The organism is Acidovorax sp. Root402 (assembly GCF_001425125.1).
Taxonomy (GTDB): Bacteria; Pseudomonadota; Gammaproteobacteria; order Burkholderiales; family Burkholderiaceae_C; genus Acidovorax; species Acidovorax delafieldii.
This window is the reverse complement of sequence record NZ_LMDQ01000018.1, coordinates 402,610-421,180: the sequence shown is the minus strand read 5'-3', so window position 1 is coordinate 421,180 and position 18,571 is coordinate 402,610. Positions and strand designations below refer to the sequence as shown.

At 66.0% G+C, this 18,571-nt stretch carries 16 protein-coding genes and 2 riboswitches; of the genes, 14 read left to right on the top strand and 2 right to left on the bottom strand.

What is annotated here, in order from left to right; all coding sequences use genetic code 11:
• The first annotated feature begins 51 nt into the window (after nucleotides 1-51).
• The 9 genes from ASC83_RS22320 to ASC83_RS22280 all read left to right on the top strand — a co-directional run bounded on the left by ASC83_RS22320 (nucleotide 52) and on the right by ASC83_RS22280 (nucleotide 11,074).
• Nucleotides 52-546: a TRAP transporter small permease gene (locus ASC83_RS22320; protein WP_056067696.1), complete on the top strand. Its 495-nt coding sequence runs from the start codon at nucleotides 52-54 to the stop codon at nucleotides 544-546.
• On the top strand, nucleotides 543-1,820 hold the full coding sequence (locus ASC83_RS22315; protein WP_056067693.1) for a TRAP transporter large permease: 1,278 nt from the start codon (nucleotides 543-545) through the stop codon (nucleotides 1,818-1,820). The genes ASC83_RS22320 and ASC83_RS22315 overlap by 4 nt, the downstream gene beginning before the upstream one ends.
• 5 nt (nucleotides 1,821-1,825) lie before the next feature.
• Nucleotides 1,826-1,931, top strand: a riboswitch (glycine riboswitch).
• A 13-nt stretch (nucleotides 1,932-1,944) separates the two neighbouring features.
• Nucleotides 1,945-2,073: riboswitch (glycine riboswitch) on the top strand.
• Between the two features lie 49 nt (nucleotides 2,074-2,122).
• On the top strand, nucleotides 2,123-3,265 hold the full coding sequence (gcvT, locus tag ASC83_RS22310; protein ID WP_056067691.1) for a glycine cleavage system aminomethyltransferase GcvT: 1,143 nt from the start codon (nucleotides 2,123-2,125) through the stop codon (nucleotides 3,263-3,265).
• An 87-nt stretch (nucleotides 3,266-3,352) separates the two neighbouring features.
• Nucleotides 3,353-3,727, top strand: coding sequence for a glycine cleavage system protein GcvH (gene gcvH, locus ASC83_RS22305; RefSeq protein ID WP_056067689.1), 375 nt, complete (start codon nucleotides 3,353-3,355; stop codon nucleotides 3,725-3,727).
• Nucleotides 3,728-3,841: 114 nt separating this feature from the next.
• Entirely contained in the window at nucleotides 3,842-6,730 is a 2,889-nt protein-coding gene (gene gcvP / locus ASC83_RS22300) for an aminomethyl-transferring glycine dehydrogenase (protein ID WP_056067687.1), read from the top strand.
• 169 nt (nucleotides 6,731-6,899) lie between these two features.
• Nucleotides 6,900-7,307: an FKBP-type peptidyl-prolyl cis-trans isomerase gene (locus tag ASC83_RS22295; protein ID WP_056067685.1), complete on the top strand. Its 408-nt coding sequence runs from the start codon at nucleotides 6,900-6,902 to the stop codon at nucleotides 7,305-7,307.
• A 4-nt stretch (nucleotides 7,308-7,311) separates the two neighbouring features.
• A complete protein-coding gene (locus ASC83_RS22290) occupies nucleotides 7,312-8,355 on the top strand; it encodes a MerR family transcriptional regulator (RefSeq protein WP_056067682.1) in 1,044 nt (347 codons plus the stop codon).
• Between the two features lie 78 nt (nucleotides 8,356-8,433).
• Complete coding sequence (locus ASC83_RS22285; RefSeq protein WP_056067681.1) at nucleotides 8,434-9,714, top strand: acyltransferase family protein; 1,281 nt, start codon at nucleotides 8,434-8,436, stop codon at nucleotides 9,712-9,714.
• Nucleotides 9,704-11,074, top strand: a complete 1,371-nt coding sequence (locus ASC83_RS22280) for an MFS transporter (RefSeq protein WP_255356925.1) — start codon at nucleotides 9,704-9,706, stop codon at nucleotides 11,072-11,074. Before ASC83_RS22285 ends, ASC83_RS22280 begins: the two co-directional genes overlap by 11 nt.
• Nucleotides 11,075-11,137: 63 nt before the next feature.
• Here the strand turns inward: ASC83_RS22280 and ASC83_RS22275 are convergent, their stop codons facing one another.
• Nucleotides 11,138-11,794 carry an NAD(P)H-dependent oxidoreductase gene (locus ASC83_RS22275; protein WP_056067837.1) on the bottom strand — a complete coding sequence of 219 codons (657 nt, stop codon included), beginning with the start codon at nucleotides 11,792-11,794 and terminating at the stop codon, nucleotides 11,138-11,140.
• Between the two features lie 249 nt (nucleotides 11,795-12,043).
• Between ASC83_RS22275 and ASC83_RS22270 the strand changes: the two genes are divergently transcribed.
• Nucleotides 12,044-14,245, top strand: a complete 2,202-nt coding sequence (locus ASC83_RS22270) for an ATP-binding protein (RefSeq protein WP_056067675.1) — start codon at nucleotides 12,044-12,046, stop codon at nucleotides 14,243-14,245.
• The gene (locus ASC83_RS22265; RefSeq protein ID WP_056067672.1) at nucleotides 14,232-14,894 is read left to right on the top strand and encodes an RluA family pseudouridine synthase; all 663 of its coding nucleotides are present in this window, start codon (nucleotides 14,232-14,234) and stop codon (nucleotides 14,892-14,894) included. Before ASC83_RS22270 ends, ASC83_RS22265 begins: the two co-directional genes overlap by 14 nt.
• A gap of 72 nt (nucleotides 14,895-14,966) precedes the next feature.
• On the opposite strand, the gene ASC83_RS22260 is transcribed toward ASC83_RS22265, so the two are convergent.
• Nucleotides 14,967-15,872: an EamA family transporter gene (locus ASC83_RS22260; protein ID WP_056067670.1), complete on the bottom strand. Its 906-nt coding sequence runs from the start codon at nucleotides 15,870-15,872 to the stop codon at nucleotides 14,967-14,969.
• 75 nt (nucleotides 15,873-15,947) lie between these two features.
• On the opposite strand from ASC83_RS22260, the gene ASC83_RS22255 reads away from it, so the two are divergent.
• The 3 genes from ASC83_RS22255 to bktB all read left to right on the top strand — a co-directional run bounded on the left by ASC83_RS22255 (nucleotide 15,948) and on the right by bktB (nucleotide 18,540).
• Complete coding sequence (locus ASC83_RS22255; protein ID WP_056067669.1) at nucleotides 15,948-16,463, top strand: MarR family winged helix-turn-helix transcriptional regulator; 516 nt, start codon at nucleotides 15,948-15,950, stop codon at nucleotides 16,461-16,463.
• A gap of 39 nt (nucleotides 16,464-16,502) precedes the next feature.
• Nucleotides 16,503-17,264 (top strand): SDR family NAD(P)-dependent oxidoreductase, encoded by a 762-nt coding sequence (locus ASC83_RS22250; protein WP_056067667.1) that lies wholly within the window; start codon nucleotides 16,503-16,505, stop codon nucleotides 17,262-17,264.
• A gap of 91 nt (nucleotides 17,265-17,355) precedes the next feature.
• Nucleotides 17,356-18,540: a beta-ketothiolase BktB gene (gene bktB / locus ASC83_RS22245; RefSeq protein WP_056067665.1), complete on the top strand. Its 1,185-nt coding sequence runs from the start codon at nucleotides 17,356-17,358 to the stop codon at nucleotides 18,538-18,540.
• Nucleotides 18,541-18,571: the final 31 nt, after the last annotated feature.

Genomic DNA, 18,571 nt, shown 5'->3' with positions numbered 1-18,571 from the left:
ACGATCGATGGTTCTGATCACCTCCCACCTACCCATGGTTGGCACCGCCCCATGAAAAACGCTTTTCTTACCTTTGAGCGATGGACCACCTTCATCGCCATGCTGGGCGCTTGCGCCATGCTGACCCTGGCTTCGGCCCTGGGCATGTTCCAGATCGTGACTCGCTTTGTGCTGGAGCAGCCTGCTGAATGGACCGAAGTGCTCATCCGCTTCAGCCTGATCTGGATGGTGTTCCTGGCCATTCCGGCCGCGTTTCGCCAGGGCGCGATGGTGAGTGTGGACGTGCTGTACCGCTGGAGTCCGCCGCGCATCAAACGGGTGCTGGACTGGGTGGTCGCACTGGCAGCCCTGGTCCTCATCGGCATCATCATCTGGTATGGCTGGGACTATGCACGCCGGGGCGGCGTGCAAAGCATGGCCGGGCTGGAATCCGTGTCCATGTTCTGGGCTTACCTCGCCATGCCTGTGGGTGGCCTTTTTTGTGTGGTCGGCATCATCGGCAACCTCATTGATCCCCTGCGTATGGAACTGGAGACTGCTCAATGAGTTTGGTCATGATTTCAACGATGGTGCTGTGCTTTGCACTCACCGTCTCAGTGGCTGTGTCCATCGGTTTGGCTTCCATCCTGGGCATCCAGGCCTCCAATGCGAACATGCTCATCTCCGTCAAGGAGATGTTCGGAGCCATCAACAAGTTTCCTTTGGCCGCCATCCCCTTCTTTATCCTCGCGGGCAACCTGATGGAAACTGGCGGCATCTCGCGCCGTCTGGTGGAGTTTGCCAAGAGCATCGTCGGCGGCGTGCAGGGCGGCCTGCCCATGACCTGTGTGCTGACCTGCATGATCTTTGCGGCCGTTTCGGGCTCGTCGGTCGCCACCACGTTTGCGATTGGCGCCATCCTGATTCCTGCGCTCATCAAGCACGGCTACCCCACGAGTTACGCCGCTGCTCTACAGGCCACCAGTGCCGAGCTGGGCGTGATCATCCCGCCTTCCATCCCGATGATCCTGTACGGCGTGAGTGCCGAGGTGTCGATTGGTGAGCTGTTCATCGCGGGCTTCGGCCCCGGGCTGCTGATCAGCGGTGCACTGATGCTGTTTGTCTGGCTGTACTGCAAGTACAAGGGCTGGGGCAAAAACGACGGCGATGGGCGCATGCCCTTTGGCAAAGCCACGCTGCAGGCGGGCTGGGCATTGCTGATGCCCGTGATCATCCTCGGCGGCATCTATGGCGGTGTGTTCACCCCCACCGAGGCATCTGCCGTCGCCGTGTTCTACGCACTGGTTGTCGGCATCGTCATCTACCGCGAGATCAAGCTCAAGGACCTGTTCGCCATCCTGCGCAAGTCGGCCATCTCATCGGCAGTGATCATGTTCATCATTGCCAACGCGGGGCTGTTTGCGTTCCTCATCACGCGGGCTGGCGTGCCAGACGCGATTGGCAGGTGGCTGGAGGCCGTGCTGCAGTCCCCCGCCCTCTTCCTGCTGGGCGTGAACGCTGCGCTGTTCGTGATTGGCATGTTCATCGAGACCAGCGCGGCGATCATTGTGCTGGCCCCCATCTTGGCGCCCGTGGCCATGCACTTCGGTATTGATCCTGTGCACTTCGGTCTCATCATGGTGGTGAACCTGGCACTTGGAATGATCACGCCGCCTTTTGGAGTGAACCTGTTCGCAGCCTGCACGGTGGCCAGAATCTCTCTGGACCGGATCATCAAGCACCTGCTTCCCTTTGTCGGAGTGATTCTGGTGTGCCTGATGATCATCACCTATGTGCCATCGATCTCGCTGGCACTTCGGGATCTGGTCTACGCAAAGTAGTTAGAATTGCCGGGTCAGGAGAGAGTGCTCCGTCTTGTCCTCAGGACGCGCAGCACCGCCGAAGGCGCAGGCACCCGCCGAACGCTCAGGCAAAAGGACTGACAACCGCCCGCAGCGATGCGGGCGTTCCCTTGCTGGAGAGAGATGACCCCACAGTAAAACTGTGTGCAGGCCATCCACCGAAGGAGCAAACCGCACGGCCAGCCAGGGCGCTGCGGTGAATCTCTCAGGTAAAGCGGACAGCAGGGCAAATCCCGTGACCACGTTGATGGTCACGGCCCCCATTTGCCCCGGAGTCCGCCATGTCAGCCACCGCCCCCCTGCTCACCACGCCCCTGAACGCCCTGCACATCGAGCTGGGTGCCCGCATGGTGCCTTTTGCAGGCTATTCCATGCCCGTGCAGTACCCCGCAGGCCTGATGGCCGAGCATGTGCACACCCGCACCGCAGCCGGCCTGTTTGACGTGTCGCACATGGGCCAGCTCAAGCTTGTCGGCGCCGACGCTGCTGCGGCGTTTGAAACCCTGGTGCCCGTGGACGTGATCGACCTGCCCGTGGGCAAACAGCGCTACGGCCTGCTGCTCACCGATGAGGGGACCATCATCGACGACCTGATGTTCTTCAACCAGGGCGTGGTGGATGGCGAACCCACCCTGTTTGTCATCGTCAACGGCGCCTGCAAGGTCGGCGACATTGCCCATATCCAAACCCGCATTGGCCAGCGCTGCAAGGTGGTGCCCATGCCGGACCACGCCCTGCTGGCGCTGCAGGGCCCACAGGCCGCCGTCGCCCTCACCCGCCTCGCGCCCGGCGTGGAGAAGCTGGTGTTCATGACCGGTGGAGCATTCAACATTGCTGGCTGCGACTGCTTTGTGACCCGCAGCGGCTACACCGGCGAGGACGGTTTTGAAATCTCCGTGCCCGCCGCGCAGGCCGAAACGCTCGCCCGCGCCCTGCTGGCCCAGCCCGAGGTCAAGCCCATCGGCCTGGGCGCTCGCAACTCGCTGCGCCTGGAGGCTGGCTTGTGCCTGTATGGCAATGACATCGACACCAGCACCACGCCATCCGAGGCCGCACTGAACTGGGCGATCCAGAAGGTCCGCCGCACCGGCGGCGTGCGTGCGGGTGGCTTCCCGGGCGCCGACAAGGTGCTGGCGCAAATCGACAACCCTGCCAGCCTTTCCGCCAAGCGCGTGGGCCTGGTGGCGCTGGAGCGTGTGCCGGTGCGCGAACACACCGAACTGCAAAGCACGGACGGCCAAAAGATTGGCGAGGTCACCAGCGGCCTGCTGGGGCCCACCGTGAACGAACCCGTGGCGATGGGGTACGTCACGCCCGCCTTTGCAGCCATCGGCACCCGCGTCAACGCCATCGTGCGCGGCAAGGTGGTGCCCATGGAAGTGCGCGCCATGCCGTTTGTTCCCGCCAACTACTACCGCGGCTGATTTCGCCAGACGCATCGACCGGACTGCGCCCGCACCCGCTTACATTGCAGATTCCTTTACTTTTTTCCTTTGCTTGAGGAGCTTCCCATGACGATCAAATTCTCCAAAGACCACGAGTGGATCAACGCCGCTGATGCCAACGCCTCGGTGGTGGGTATCACCGTCCACGCGCAAGACGCGCTGGGCGACGTGGTGTTTGTGGACCTGCCCGAAGTGGGCAAGAGCTTTGCCCAGGGCGAAGTGGCCGGCGTCGTCGAATCCGTGAAGGCCGCCGCCGATGTGTACATGCCCGTCACCGGCGAAGTGGTGGAAGTGAACGAAGCCCTGCGCGCCGACCCGTCGCTGGCCAACAGCGACCCACTGGGCGCTGGCTGGTTCTTCAAGGTCAAGCTGGCCGACGCGAGCCAGCTCGACGCTTTGCTGGACGAAGCCACATACACCGAGTTCGCCAAGAACGCCTGATCCCTGCCGACTGAGAGGGCATGGCGCCGGGCCATGCCCGGCACGCCGCCCTGCTGGGTGCGAGCCTCATCCCCGGCAACGTCCCCAACCCGCTGCGACCTACGAGACTGCCCCATGCTGATGCAATCCGCCACCCCCCTTGGCGCGCTTGAAAACGCCACCGAATTCCTGCCCCGCCACATCGGCATCGACGCGGCCGACGAAGCGCACATGCTGTCGGTGATCGGCGAGGCCTCGCGCCGTGCACTCATCGAATCCATCGTGCCGCGCTCCATTGCACGCAGCCGGGGCATGGACCTGCCTGCGCCGCTCACCGAAGCGGCCGCATTGGCAGAACTCAAGGCCATCGCGGGCAAGAATCAGCTGCTCAAGAGCTTCATCGGCCAGGGCTACTACGGCACGCATACGCCTGGCGTCATCCTGCGCAACATTCTGGAGAACCCCGCCTGGTACACCGCCTACACGCCCTACCAGGCCGAAATCTCCCAAGGCCGCATGGAGGCTCTGGTCAACTTCCAGACCATGGTGTGCGACCTGACGGGCATGCCGATTGCCAACGCATCCATGCTGGACGAAGCCACCGCCGCCGCCGAAGCCATGACGCTGGCGAAGCGCTCGGTCAAGAGCAAGAGCAACGTGTTTGTGGTGGCAGGCGACGCGCACCCGCAAACCATCGAAGTCATCCAGACCCGCGCCAAGCCCCTGGGCCTGGAAGTGCGCCTGGCCAATTCGGCCGAGGAATGGAACACCCTGCTGGACGGCGATTACTTTGCCGTGCTGGCCCAGTACCCCGCCACCAGCGGCCGCATTGACGACCTGCGCGCCGACGTGGAAAAAGCGCATGCCAAGCAGGCCGCCTTCATCGTGGCGGCCGACCTGCTGGCCCTCACGCTCATCACCCCACCGGGTGAACAAGGTGCCGACATCGTGGTGGGCACCACCCAGCGCTTTGGCATGCCCATGGGCGCCGGTGGCCCCCACGCTGCCTTCATGGCCTGCCGCGACGAATACAAGCGCAGCCTGCCCGGCCGCCTGGTGGGTGTGAGCGTGGACGTGCATGGCAAACCTGCCTACCGGCTGGCGTTGCAAACCCGCGAACAGCACATCCGCCGCGAAAAGGCCACATCCAACATCTGTACGGCCCAGGTGCTGCCCGCCGTGATCGCCAGCATGTATGCCGTGTACCACGGCCCCGAAGGACTCAAGCGCATCGCACAGCGTGTGGCCAGCTACACCGCCATCCTCACGCAAGGGCTGCAGCAGCTGGGTGCGCCTGTGCGTGCACAGGCCACGTTCGACACCGTGAGCCTGCACACCCAGGGCGCTACACAATCCATAGCAACCAAGGCAATCAGCCTGGGCGCAAACCTGCGGATTTACTTTGAGGAGTACCTGTGTATCTCGCTGGACGAGACCACCACACGCGCCGACATCGAGCTGCTGTGGAAGATCTTCGCCAAGGACGGCCAGGCGCTCCCCACCTTCGATGCGTTTGAAAAGGGCGTGGAACCGCTGATCCCCACCGAGCTGCGCCGCACCAGCAGCTACCTCACACACCCCGTCTTCAACACCCACCATTCCGAAACCGGCATGCTGCGCTACATCCGCCAGCTCTCCGACAAGGACCTGGCACTGGACCGCAGCATGATCCCGCTGGGCTCGTGCACCATGAAGCTCAACGCCACCAGCGAGATGATCCCCATCACCTGGCCTGAGTTTGCCAACGTGCACCCCTTCGCCCCCGCAGACCAGCAACAGGGCTACAAGCAGCTGGACGAGCAACTGCGCGCCTGGCTGTGCCAGGCCACGGGCTATGCAGGCATCAGCCTGCAACCCAACGCAGGCTCGCAAGGCGAATACGCCGGCCTGCTGGCCATCAAGGGGTACCACGAATCGCGTGGCGAAGGCCACCGCAATATCTGCCTGATCCCCAGCAGTGCCCACGGTACCAACCCCGCCAGTGCCCAGATGGTGGGCATGCAAGTGGTGGTGACCGCCTGCGATGCCAACGGCAACGTGGACCTGGTGGACCTGAAAGCCAAGTGCGAACAGCACAGCGCCAACCTGGCCGCCGTGATGATCACCTACCCCAGCACGCACGGCGTGTTCGAGACCAGCGTCAAAGAGCTGTGCGCCCTGGTGCACAGCCATGGCGGCCGTGTGTACGTGGACGGTGCCAACATGAACGCCCTGGTGGGCGTGGCGGCCCCCGGCGAGTTTGGCGGTGACGTGAGCCACCTGAACCTGCACAAGACCTTCTGCATTCCCCACGGCGGTGGCGGCCCCGGCGTGGGCCCCGTGTGCGTGGTGCAGGACCTGGTGCCCTTCCTGCCGGGCCATGCCACGGCGGGCGTGCCTGGTGGCGTGGGTGCTGTCAGCGCCGCGCCGCTGGGCAACGCAGCCGTGCTGCCCATCAGCTGGATGTACATCCGCATGATGGGCGCCGAAGGCCTGCAGGCCGCTACCGAGACCGCCATCCTGAGCGCCAACTACATCAGCGCACGCCTCAAGGACCACTACCCCACGCTGTACGCGAGCGCGAACGGCCATGTGGCACACGAGTGCATCCTGGACCTGCGCAGCCTGAAGGACACCAGCGGCGTGATGGCCGAAGACGTGGCCAAGCGCCTGATTGACTACGGCTTCCACGCGCCCACGCTGAGCTTCCCGGTGCCCAACACGCTGATGGTGGAGCCTACCGAGAGCGAGACCCTGTCCGAGCTGGACCGCTTCATCGACGCGATGATCGCCATCCGCGAAGAAATCCGCCAGATCGAAGCAGGCAAGCTGCCGCAGGACAACAACCCGCTCAAGAACGCCCCGCACACCGCAGAAAGCCTGCTGTGTGGCGAGTGGAACCGCCCCTACACCCGCGAGGCAGCTGCCTACCCCGTGGCTGCGCTGCGCAGCAACAAATACTGGTCGCCAGTGGGCCGCGTGGACAACGTGTGGGGTGACCGCAACCTGAGCTGCAGCTGCATCCCGGTGAGCGACTACGCCTGACCCTGCAGCGAAGGCCACGGCGGCACGGTCTGCCGCCACCGCCATTGCTCTTGCAAGCCCTGGAGCCCGCTCGCCCAGGGCTTTTTTCGTTGGAGGCCCGTACAGGCAGGTGCTGGAACACGCATAAGATCGCGGGCTGCGTTGTGATTCACCCTTTTAGGAGCCTCCTTTGCGAAACCTCTTGTGCCTTCTGCTCGCCACCGCCGTGATGGCTCCCGCCGCCATGGCCCAGACCTCCAAACCCGTCACCACGGCCAGCGGCCTGGTCTATGAATCGCTCAAAGACGGCACGGGCGAATCGCCCAAGGCCACCGACACGGTCAAGGTGCATTACAAGGGCACGTTCCTCGACGGCAAGGAGTTCGACAGCTCCTACAAACGCGGCGAACCCACCTCGTTCCCACTCAATGGCGTGATCCCTTGCTGGACCGAAGGCGTGCAGCGCATGAAGCCGGGCGGCAAGGCCAAGCTGACTTGCCCCCCCGGCATTGCCTACGGTGCCCGGGGCGCGGGTGGCGTCATTCCCCCTAACGCCACGCTGAATTTCGAGATCGAGCTGATCTCCGTGGGCCGCTGACCCCATGCTGCTGAAGGTCGGTGACCTCGCGCGGCGCACCGGCCTCACGGTGCGCACATTGCACCACTATGACGAGGTGGGGCTGCTCAAACCCTCGGGCCGGTCAGACGCGGGGTACCGCCTGTACAGCCAGGCCGACGTGCAGCGGCTGCATGGCATCCAGACCATGCGCCAGATGGGCCTGGCGCTCAGCGACATTGCCGAGCTGCTGGCGGGCGAAGGGGTGGCGCCCCAGCGCATCATTGGCCAGCAGATCCGGGCGCTGGACCAGCAGATCACGCAGGCCACAGAACTGCGCGGGCGCCTGACCATGCTGCGCGACGGCCTCATGGCGGGTGCTGAGCCCGACATGGGCAACTGGCTCGAGGCGCTGGCGCTGATGACCACCTACGGCAAATACTTCAGCACCACCGAACTCAAGCAGATCTTCACCAACTGGAGCCTGATCGAGGCCGACTGGCTCGTTGTCAAAGACCTGGTGCGCAGCGCCATGGACCGCCAGCTACCTCCCGATGCGCCCGAGGTGCAGGCACTGGCCTACCGCTGGATGGCGCTGATGCTGCACTGGATGGGGGGCGACCTGGACCTGCTGGACCGCTGGGGCCACATGTTTCGCACCGAGCCCAGCGCGCAGGGGCGCAACCACGCACCGCCCGGCGACATGATCGAATACGTGGAAACCGCCATCAAGCTGCGGCTGGCGCTGCTGGAGAAGTACCTGACCCGCGACGACCTGCGCACGCTGGGCCATGTGCCGCACACCGCGTGGGCGGCACTGGAACGTGACGTGCAACAGTTGCTGGACCGCCAAATCCCCACGAACCACACCGACGCAGGGGCCGCGGCCCTGCGCTGGAACACGCTGTTCGACCAGTTGACCCGCGGCGATGCGCAATTGCGCCAGAAGCTGCTCACAGCGTCGGCCAACGAGCCGCTGCTGCAGGCGGGCTCGCCGCTGAGCGCGCCCGTGCGCGCCTACCTGCAGGCGGCGCTCGCGCTGGCCACACCCTCTCCCGCCATGGCTGCGACAGTCGCTGCGCGCCGCTGAGACACTCACACCGTCTGCAAAAAAACCACTGGAAAGTGCTTGACCCTCACGCAACGTGAGGCCCCACAGTCGGTCCCCATGAATGAATCGACACCCTCTTCCAGCCCCTCCGCTCCCACCCGGCGGTTGCACGCCCTGGACAACCTGCGCGCCACCATGATGTGGCTGGGCATCGTGCTGCATGTCTCGGTGCTCTACATGAGCCGGCCATCGCCTCTGCCCTGGCACGACGACCGGTCCAGCCCCCTGGCAGACCTGCTGGTGGCGGTGATCCATGCCTTTCGCATGCCCTTGTTTTTCATCCTCGCCGGGTTCTTTGTAGCGGCGCTGGTCCAACGCCAGGGGCTGGCTGGCATGGTGCGCAACCGCCTGCGCCGTCTCGGTCTGCCTTTTGCGCTGTTCTGGCCGCCGCTGTTCGTGGCCTGTGCGCTACTCGGGCTGATGTTTCTGCACCGCATGGCCTATGGCACCTGGGGTGTAGACCGCAGCCTGCTGCCCCGAGGCCCCAACGTGCCCCAGGGCCCAGCCACCATGCACCTGTGGTTCTTGTGGATGCTGCTGTGGCTGGCGCTGCTGACGCCCGTGGCATGGAGGGCGGTACGCGCATTGCCCGCAGGGCTGCAGCAGGCCCTGCAACGCGGTGCCCTCTGGCTCGGCGGCACACCTGCGGGCCTGCTGATGCTCACGCTGCCCCTGGCGTGGATTGGCGCGGGCTACGACCACGGCATCGTCACGCCCAGCGGGTCCTTCCTGCCACCGCTGGCGGAATGGATACACAACGGGCTGTTCTACGGCTTTGGCCTGTGCCTGCACGTGCACCGCAAGGCGCTCATGGCGCGCTACGAACGGCACTGGCCTGCGCTGGCCGGCTTGGGGCTGGTGGGCTTTCTGGTCACTGCACTGCTTTCGGAAGTGCTGGCTCAGCCCGAAGCATCGGCCTTTGTGCTGGTGCTGGTCACCGGGGCGTTTACCGATCTGCTGGCCGCGCCCGTATCGGCCACGCGCCACCTGCAGTTCTGGATGGCCCTGGCCTACAACAGCGCGTCGTGGCTCTGGAGCTTTGCGCTGATCGGGCTGTTTCTGCGCCATGTCGGCCAGCCCCGCGCCTGGCTGGCATACCTGGCCGACAGCTCGTACTGGGTGTACTTGGTGCACCTGCCACTCACGATGGGCCTGGGTGCGCTGCTGTACGGCCTGCCCGTTCCAGCCCTGGCCAAGATGCTGATCAATGTGCTGGCCACGACCGCCCTGTGCCTGGCCAGTTACCACCTTTGCGTGCGTTTTACTGCTGTGGGCCGCTTGCTCACGGGGCGCACGCACACCCGTCATTCTTTGGGAGACCTCGTTCATGCGACCTGACACCTCACCCCGTCCTGCCCAGCCATCCGGCGCAGGCCCTGCAATCCCACCCACAGACCCGCGCGCCGCGCTGCTGCAGGACCCCAACTTCCGCTGGATGATTGGCGGCTCGGCCCTGTCCATGCTGGGCGACCAGTTCACGCTGATCGCACTGCCCTGGCTGGTGCTGCAGATGACCGGCGACACGCTGGTGCTGGGCACCGTGCTGGCCCTCATCAGCGTACCGCGCGCCTTGTTCATCCTGATCGGCGGCGCGCTGGTAGACCGCCATTCGCCCAAGCAGGTGCTGATGATCACCAAATACGTCAACCTGGTGCTGCTGGCCGCGCTGGCGGGGCTGGTGTTTGCGGGCACGCTGTCGTTGTGGATGGTGTACGCGCTGTCGCTGGGCATTGGGCTCGCCACGGCCTTCAGCATTCCGGCGGGCACGGCCATGATGCCGTCGGTGGTGGCACGCCCCCAGCTGCAGGCCGCCAACGGCATCAGCCTGGGCCTGCGGCAGCTGACGATGTTCCTGGGGCCCTTGCTCGCGGGGCTGTTGATTGCACTGTTTGGCGCCGGTGGCGCGGCCCACACCGCTGCGGATGCGCCAGCACACGCCAACGCCACTGGCATCGGCATCGCCTTCGCGCTGGATGCGCTGAGCTTCGCCGTGTCGGCCTGGACGCTGTCCAAGGTGCAGACGCGTGCGGGCCTTGCGGACCTTTCCGCCCCCACGGCCGCGCCACAGGCGGTGCTCGCTTCGGTGGCGCAGGGCCTCGGTCACTTCTGGCGTGACAGCGAGCTGCGCACCTGCTTTTTGTACTGGAGCGCCATTGCCCTGTTCATCATGGGACCCATCCACATCGCCATTCCGGTGCTGGCCAGCAGCAGCCCGCAGCTCGGTGCCGCCGCCTTCGGCATCATCGTGGGCGCCCACGGCGCGGGCACGCTGCTGGGCATGGTGGTGTCGGGCATGGTGCCCCGGCTGCGGTTCGGCAGCCTGGGCATGACCATTCTTGCGTTCGACGCCATCATTGGCGCGCTGTTCATGCCGCTGGGTCTGATCACCGCCGTGTGGCAAGGCGCAGTGCTGATGCTGGTCATCGGACTGCTCGGCGGCTTCATGCAGGTGAGCGTGTTCACCTGGATCCAGCACCGGGTCCCCCCCGCCCTGCTGGGCCGCGCGATGAGCCTCTTCATGTTCATCTTCATGGGCCTGGCGCCGATCTCTGCCGCCGTGACGGGCTGGGTGATGAAGAGCATCACACTCACCCAGCTGTTCGCGGCCAGCGGCGGAACGCTGGTGGTGCTGGCGGCACTGGCTTTTGTGCTCACACCCATGCGCCGCGTGACGGACGCAGCGCCCGCCACACGCTGAGGCTCCCAACGCAAAAAAGGCTGTACCACTGTCCAGCCTTTTTTGTGCCTGAGGAGGAGATCCTCAGACTTCGGTCACGAACTGCTCGCGGGGGCGGCGCACCTTCTTCAGGTTCACCAGCCAGTCGCCTTCGTCGGCGCGGTAGCCCAGCGGCAAGATGGCGACGCTGCGCAGGCCGCGTGCCCGCAGGCCCAGGATTTCATCCAGCGCGTTGGGGTCGAAGCCTTCCATGGGCGTCGAGTCCACTTCTTCAAAGGCCGCAGCGATCAGGGCTGCACTCATGCCGATGTAGGCCTGGCGGGCTGCGTGCTGGAAGTTCACTTCGGCATCGCGCTGGGGGTAGCTGCTGAGCAGCATCTGGCGGTAGTTTTCCCAGCCTTCGTTCTTGAAGCCACGCTGGTCATTGGTCAGGTCGAACATCATGTTGATGCGGTCGGCCGTGTAGTTGTCCCAGGCCGCAAACACCAGCAGGTGCGAGCCGTCGGTGATCTGGGCCTGGTTCCAGGCGATGGGCTGGATCTTGGCGCGCACAGCAGGGTCGGTCACCACGATGATCTCGAACGGCTGCAGGCCGCTGGAGGTGGGCGCCAGGCGGGCGGCTTCAAGAATGCGCTCCACCTTCTCTTGCGGCACCTTCTTGGCGGGGTTCATCTTCTTGGCGGCGTAGCGCCATTGCAGCTTGTTCAGCAGGGGTTGGGCGAGAGTGGTGTCTGTGGTCATGGCAGCGTCCTGAAAGAAGTTGTGGATCAAGGGATGTATCGATGGTGGAACTGTAGGCACCCCACGGTGGTTCGGTAAGCCCTGCCAAAGAAACGGATTGTTCGCAATTCATCAACAATCGACCCACAAGCGCTTTGCAACCGCGCTCTGATGGTGCAGCCGCCATCGCGTGGTGCCAGATGGGCAGGCGTACACTTGAGAAAGCCTGGGCGAGCGCCCGGGCACGCACCCGGCTGACCGCGCCCCTTCATGAGTGAACCCGACCTGTCTTTTCTGGACCCTGCAGGCCGCCAGCCCGCAGCCGCAGAGCACATGCCTCGCCCGCCTGTCCCCCACTCCCGCACGCCCGGCGCTTCGGCGGAGGGCCTGGTGGCCGAGCTACGCGCCTACCAGGCCGAGCTGGAAAACCAGAACAAGGTGCTGCGCTACAGCCAGGCCGTGGCCGAGAGCGCGTACGAACGCTTCGAAACCCTGTTTGCCAGCGTGCCGCTGGCCCTCATGGTGGTGGACGACCACGACATGGTGGTGCAGGCCAACTCCATGGCGCACCGCTCTTTCCAGCCCACCGAGCGCGACCGGCCCCTGACCGCGCTGATGCCCTTTGTGTGCCCGCAAGATGCCGCGCGCGTGCGCGAAGCCTTTGCCCAGGCGCAGGACCTGGGGCACAGCGAGGTCAAGGAGGTGGTGTTCACCATCAGCAATGCCACGCGCATCACCGGCGACCTGCACATTGCCCACATCGATGCACCGCAGACCAGCGGCCCGCCGCTGTCGCAATTTTTGTGCGCGGTGATCGACCAGGGCCCGCTGCTGGCCGAGCGCCAGGCCTTGCAGCACAGTGCCGAGACCCTGCAGCAGCGCAATGAGCAGATCCGCGCCAGCGAAAAGCGGCTGGAGGCCGTCATCAACTCCGCGCTGGACGCCATCATCTGCGTGGACCAGCACCAGCGCATCACCGTCTTCAACCCCACGGCGGCCGCGCTGTTCCAGTGCAGTGCCAGCGACGCGCTGGGCAGCACGCTCGACCGATTTTTGCCCGACGCTGCACAGGCGCTGGCATTTGCCCAGCTCACCACGCAGGCCCTGCTGGGCGAGATGACGGCCCTCACCGCCAGCGGCAAGGAGCTGGCCGTGGAGGTGAGCGTGTCGTTCGAGCGCCATGCTGACGGGGAAACCACCACCGTGTTCGCCCGCGACCTCACCGGTCGCAAGAAGGCCGAGGCGCACCGCAATGAGCTGGAGGCCCAGCTGCGCGAGTCGCACAAGATGCAGGCCGTGGGCACCATGGCCGGGGGCATCGCGCACGACTTCAACAACATCCTGGGCGCCATTCTGGGCAATGTGGAGCTGGCCAAGGCCGACTGCGCTGCAGGCTCGCCCGTGCTGGAGAGCCTGCTGGAGATCGACAAGGCCGGCCGCCGCGCGCGCGACCTGGTGCGCCAGATCCTCACCTTCAGCCGCAACGAGCCCCCGCAGCGCTCGGCCGTGTCGCTGGCCGAGGTGGTGCACGACACCGAGCGCCTGCTGCGCGTGACCTTGCCTCCTGCCATCGAGCTGCACATGCAACTGCAGGCGGGCCTGCCGCCCGTGTTGGCCGATGCCACGCAGGTCGAGCAGGCCCTGCTCAACCTGTGCACCAATGCCGTCCATGCCATTGGTACCGAGCGCGGCAGCATCCACGTGGAGGCCGCCACCGTGCAGCCCGACCAGCGCCTGACCGAGCGCCTGGGCCTCGCGCCCATCGACTACGTGGCCCTGACAGTGCGCGACACCGGCCCCGGCATGGACGCTGCCACGCTGGAGCGCATCTTCGAGCCCTTCTTCACTACCAAGCCCGTGGGCCAGGGCACGGGCCTGGGCCTCGCGGTGGTGCATGGCGTGATGCGCACGCACGAAGGCGGCGTGGATGTGCAAAGCGCGCCAGGCCAGGGCAGCCGGTTCACGCTGTACTTTCCGGTCGCCACCGGTGCGACTGCTGGTGCGCAGCCCAGCCCCGCCGCGCAGGCCGTGCCACTGGCCGCCGCAACGTCTGCACCGGAGCCTGCAGAACCACCCGGCGGTGCGCCTGGCAAGAAGCACCATGTGATGTACGTGGACGACGACCAGGCCCTGGTCTTCCTGGTGCAGCGCCTGCTGCGCCGCCGGGGCTACGAGGTGAGCGGCTATACCGACCCGCACGAGGCCACGGCTGCGTTGCGGGCAGCACCGCAGGCCTATGACCTGCTGGTCACCGACTACAACATGCCCGGCTTCTGTGGCGTGGACCTGGTGCGCGAGGCCCGCCTCATCCGCCCCGACCTGCCCGTGGCCCTGGCCTCGGGTTACGTCACGGCCGAGATCGAACAGGCCGCACTCGCCGAAGGCGCGCAAGCCCTGATCCACAAACCCAATGACGTGGAAGAACTTTGCGCCACCGTGCAGCGGCTGATCGTGGGCCATGACCCTGCCTGAACCCGTGGCTGATGGCGTACAGGCGCTGTACGAAGACGACGACCTGCTGGTACTGTGCAAACCCTCCGGGCTGCTGTGTGTGCCCGGCCGGGGCCCCGACAAGCAAGACTGCCTGAGCGCACGCGCACAGCAGCGCTGGCCCGGCGCGCTCATCGTGCACCGGCTGGACCAGGCGACCTCGGGCCTGGTGCTCATGGCGCGCAACATAGACGCACAGCGGCGCCTGGGCCACGCGTTTGCCGAGCGCCAGGTGCACAAGCGTTACCAGGCGGTGGTGCAAGGGCTGCTGGGCACAGCGGGCGGCGACTGGAGCGAGATCGACCTGCCCATTGCTGCCGACTGGGAGCGCCGCCCGCTGCGCGTCATCGACCACGCCGTGGGCAAACCCAGCCTGACCCACTGGCGTGCACTGGCGCAAGACGCTACGGCGCAGACCACGCGCATCGAGCTGGAGCCGATCACCGGCCGCACCCACCAGTTGCGCGTGCACCTGGCCGCCATCGGCCACGCCATCCTGGGCGACGGGCTGTATGCCAATGCCGCCACGCAGGCACAGGCCCCGCGCCTGCTGCTGCATGCCAGTCACCTGGCCTTTGCGCACCCCACCACCGGGGAGCAGGTAGCGCTGGAGTGGGCGGCCGATTTCTAGCCAAATGGCCCGACAGCGCTAGTGGAACATGCACCAATCGCTATCTATTCAATAGCAACCGGTAGTTGCTGATCAGCGCCCGCCCGGCGGCACGGCGCGCGACATGGCCCACTGCACGGCCAGGATGCTAGCCAGCACCACCAGCATGCCCACCAGCGATACCCCAGTCATGGCCTGCCCCAGCAGCGCCCAGCCCAGCAGCACCGCCGTGACCGGGCTCAGCAGCCCCAGCGACGACACCGCCACCGACGGCAGGCGCGCAATGCCACGGAACCACAGCGCATAGGCCACCAGCGCGCCCGCCAGGCTGAGGTACAGATAACCCGCGATGTGGGTGGCGGTGAGTGCGGGCAAAGGCGGGTCCACCGCCCAGGCCACCGGCGCCAGCATCACGCCGCCCGCCAACAGCTGCCAGCCGGTAAACGCCAGCACCGGCAAGTCAGACCGCCAGCGCCGCGACCAGAACGTGCCCGCTGCCATGCACAGCGTGCCCACCAGCGCGGCAGCCACGCCCACCATGTCCCAGCGCGCACCGGGTGACAGCAGCAGCGCCGCCATGCCGAGCACACCCAGCGCCCCAGCCGCCAGCGCCAGTGCGGGCGGGCGCCGGTGGTCCAGCGCCCAGGTCAGGCCCATCACCACCAGCGGGCCCACGGCGCCCACCACCGCAGCCACGCCACCGGGCAACCGGTAGGCCGCCACAAACAGCAGCGCCTGGAACACGCCAATGTTCAGCGCCGCCAGCACCATGAGGCGCCGCCACCCCACCCAGTCGCCCCAGGCCGGCCAGCGGCGGCACCACAGCACCAGCAGCAAGCCCGCGGGCAAGGTGCGCAGCAGTGCGGCGGTGAAGGGCCGGTCGGGCGGCAGCAGCTCGGTGGTGACGATGTAGGTCGAGCCCCAGATGACCGGTCCGAGCGCTGTGGTGAGCGCATCCAGCCAGGTTGAGGAACTTGCAGAAGCACGTGAAGCAGCCATATATTTATCTTCAAATCAAGACAAAAACTTTACCATACAATCTCGAATTCAAGATAAATCAACCACCAAAAGCCCATGGCCACCCCACGCCAACCCGACGCCGTCGACGCCATCCTGGCCCAGTGGAAGCGCGAGCGCCCCGACCTGGACGCGAGCCCCATGGGCCCCATCGGGCGCATCAAGCGCTGCGCCGCGCTGCTGGAGCGGCGGCTGGATGAAACCTTTGCCGAATTCGGCCTGAGTCGCTGGGAGTTCGACATGCTGGCCACGCTGCGCCGCAGTGGCGCGCCCTACTGCCTGACGCCGACCACGCTGTTCTCCACGCTCATGGTCACGTCGGGCACCATGACGCACCGCATGGCCAAGCTCGAAGCCCAGGGCTGGATCGAGCGCCTGCCCAACCCGGCCGATGCCCGCAGCTCGCTCGTGCAGCTCACGCCCCAGGGGCTGGAGCTGATCGACCGCGCCGTGGAAGCCCATGTGGCCAACGAACACCGCATCCTTTCCGACCTCAAGGCGGCCGATCTGGCCGCGCTGGATGCGCGGCTGGCCCTGCTGCTGTCCGCTTTGGAGTCACGCAGAGGCCAGTGAAGACACCCGGCCCTGTGTACTGCGCAGTAACATGGCGGGATGCCTCAAAACCACCTCTACATCCTTACCGGCGCATCGCGCGGCATGGGCCTTGCCATGGCCCAGCAGCTCTTGCGCAGCGGCAATACCCTGATCTGCATCGCCCGCAGCGCCAACGATGACCTGACCGCCGAGGCGCGGGCCGCAGGCGTCGCCATCGAACAGTGGCAGCAAGACCTGTCGCAGGGCGAGCAGGCGGCCCACAAGCTGCAAGCCTGGCTGCAGGCCCAGGGCCCGCAGGCGTTTGCCAGCGCCACCCTCGTCAACAACGCGGGCATGATCCCGCGCATCGCCCCGCTGTCGGCCAGCGACGCGGAAGACCTGGCCACCGCCCTGCGCGTGGGGCTGGAGGCTCCCATGCAGCTCACCGCTGCTTTCCTGGGCGCGACGGACACCTGGACGGTGCCGCGCAAGGTGCTCAACATCTCCTCGGGCCTCGGCCGCCGGGCCATGGCCTCGCAGGCCGCGTACTGCGCCGCCAAGGCGGGCATGGACCATTTCACCCGCTGCGTGGCGCTGGACGAGGCCATCAAGCCCCATGGGGCCAAGGTATGCTCACTGGCTCCCGGTGTGATCGACACCGACATGCAGGTCCAGCTGCGCGGCGCCGACCCGGCCGCCTTCCCAGACCGCCAGAATTTCGCCAACCTCAAGACGGGTGGCCAGCTCACATCGCCTGCCGACGCCGCCACCCGCGTGCTCGCCTGGCTGGAGCGCGCAGACTTCGGCACCAACCCGGTGGCCGATGTGCGCGAGGCGTGAGCCCATTTACTCCTACTTTGATAGCTGCAACCGCATGATTCACTAGCGCTTGCAGCCGTTTTGACCTGAATTTCTCTGAAAGGACCTCCCCATGACCCGTGAAGTCGTCGTCGTCAGCGCAGTGCGCACCGCCATTGGCACCTTTGGTGGCAGCCTCAAGGACGTGCCCCCCACCGAACTGGGCGCACTCGTCGTGCGCGAATCGCTTGCCCGCGCCAACGTGGAAGGCAAGGACGTGGGCCACGTGGTGTTCGGCCATGTGGTCAACACCGAGCCCAAGGACATGTACCTGTCACGCGTGGCAGCCATCCACGGCGGCTGCGGCGAAGGCACGCCCGCCTACAACGTCAACCGCCTGTGCGGGTCGGGCCTGCAGGCCATCGTGAACGCCAGCCAGTCCATCCTGCTGGGCGACACCGACGTGGCCATCGGCGCCGGTGCCGAGAACATGAGCCGCGTGCCCTTTGCCAGCCTGAACATGCGCTGGGGCGCCCGCATGGGCGACACCAAGATGGTGGACATGATGATCGGCGCACTGCACGACCCCTTCCACAACATCCACATGGGTGTGACGGCCGAAAACATCGCCGCCAAGTGGGGCATCAGCCGCGAAGACCAGGACAAGCTGGCGGTCGAGAGCCACAACCGCGCCGAGCGCGCCACGCAGGCCGGTGTGTTCAAGGACCAGATCGTGCCCGTCACCCTGAAGAGTAAGAAGGGCGACGTGCAGTACGCCACCGACGAGCACTTCCGCCCCGGCGCCACGATGGACGACCTGGCCAAGCTCAAGCCCGTTTTCATCAAGGAAAACGGCACGGTCACCGCTGGCAACGCCTCCGGCATCAACGACGCCGCCGCCGCCGTGGTGCTGATGGAAGCCGGTGCTGCCAAGGCCCGTGGCGCCAAGCCCCTGGCCCGCCTGGTGGCCTACGCCCACGCGGGCGTGGACCCCAAGTACATGGGCATCGGCCCCGTGCCGGCCACGCAGCTGGCGCTGAAGAAAGCGGGCCTCACCGTCAACGACCTGGACGTGATCGAAGCCAACGAGGCTTTTGCCGCCCAGGCCTGCGCCGTGACCAAGGACCTGGGCATGGACCCGGCCAAGGTCAACCCCAACGGCTCGGGCATCTCGCTGGGTCACCCCATCGGCGCCACCGGTGCGCTCATCACCGTCAAGGCCATCCATGAGCTGCAACGCATCCAGGGCCGCTATGCGCTGGTGACGATGTGCATTGGCGGCGGCCAGGGCATTGCGGCGATTTTTGAGCGCCTCTGACCTGCACGCGGGTGCGCACACTGCCATCGCC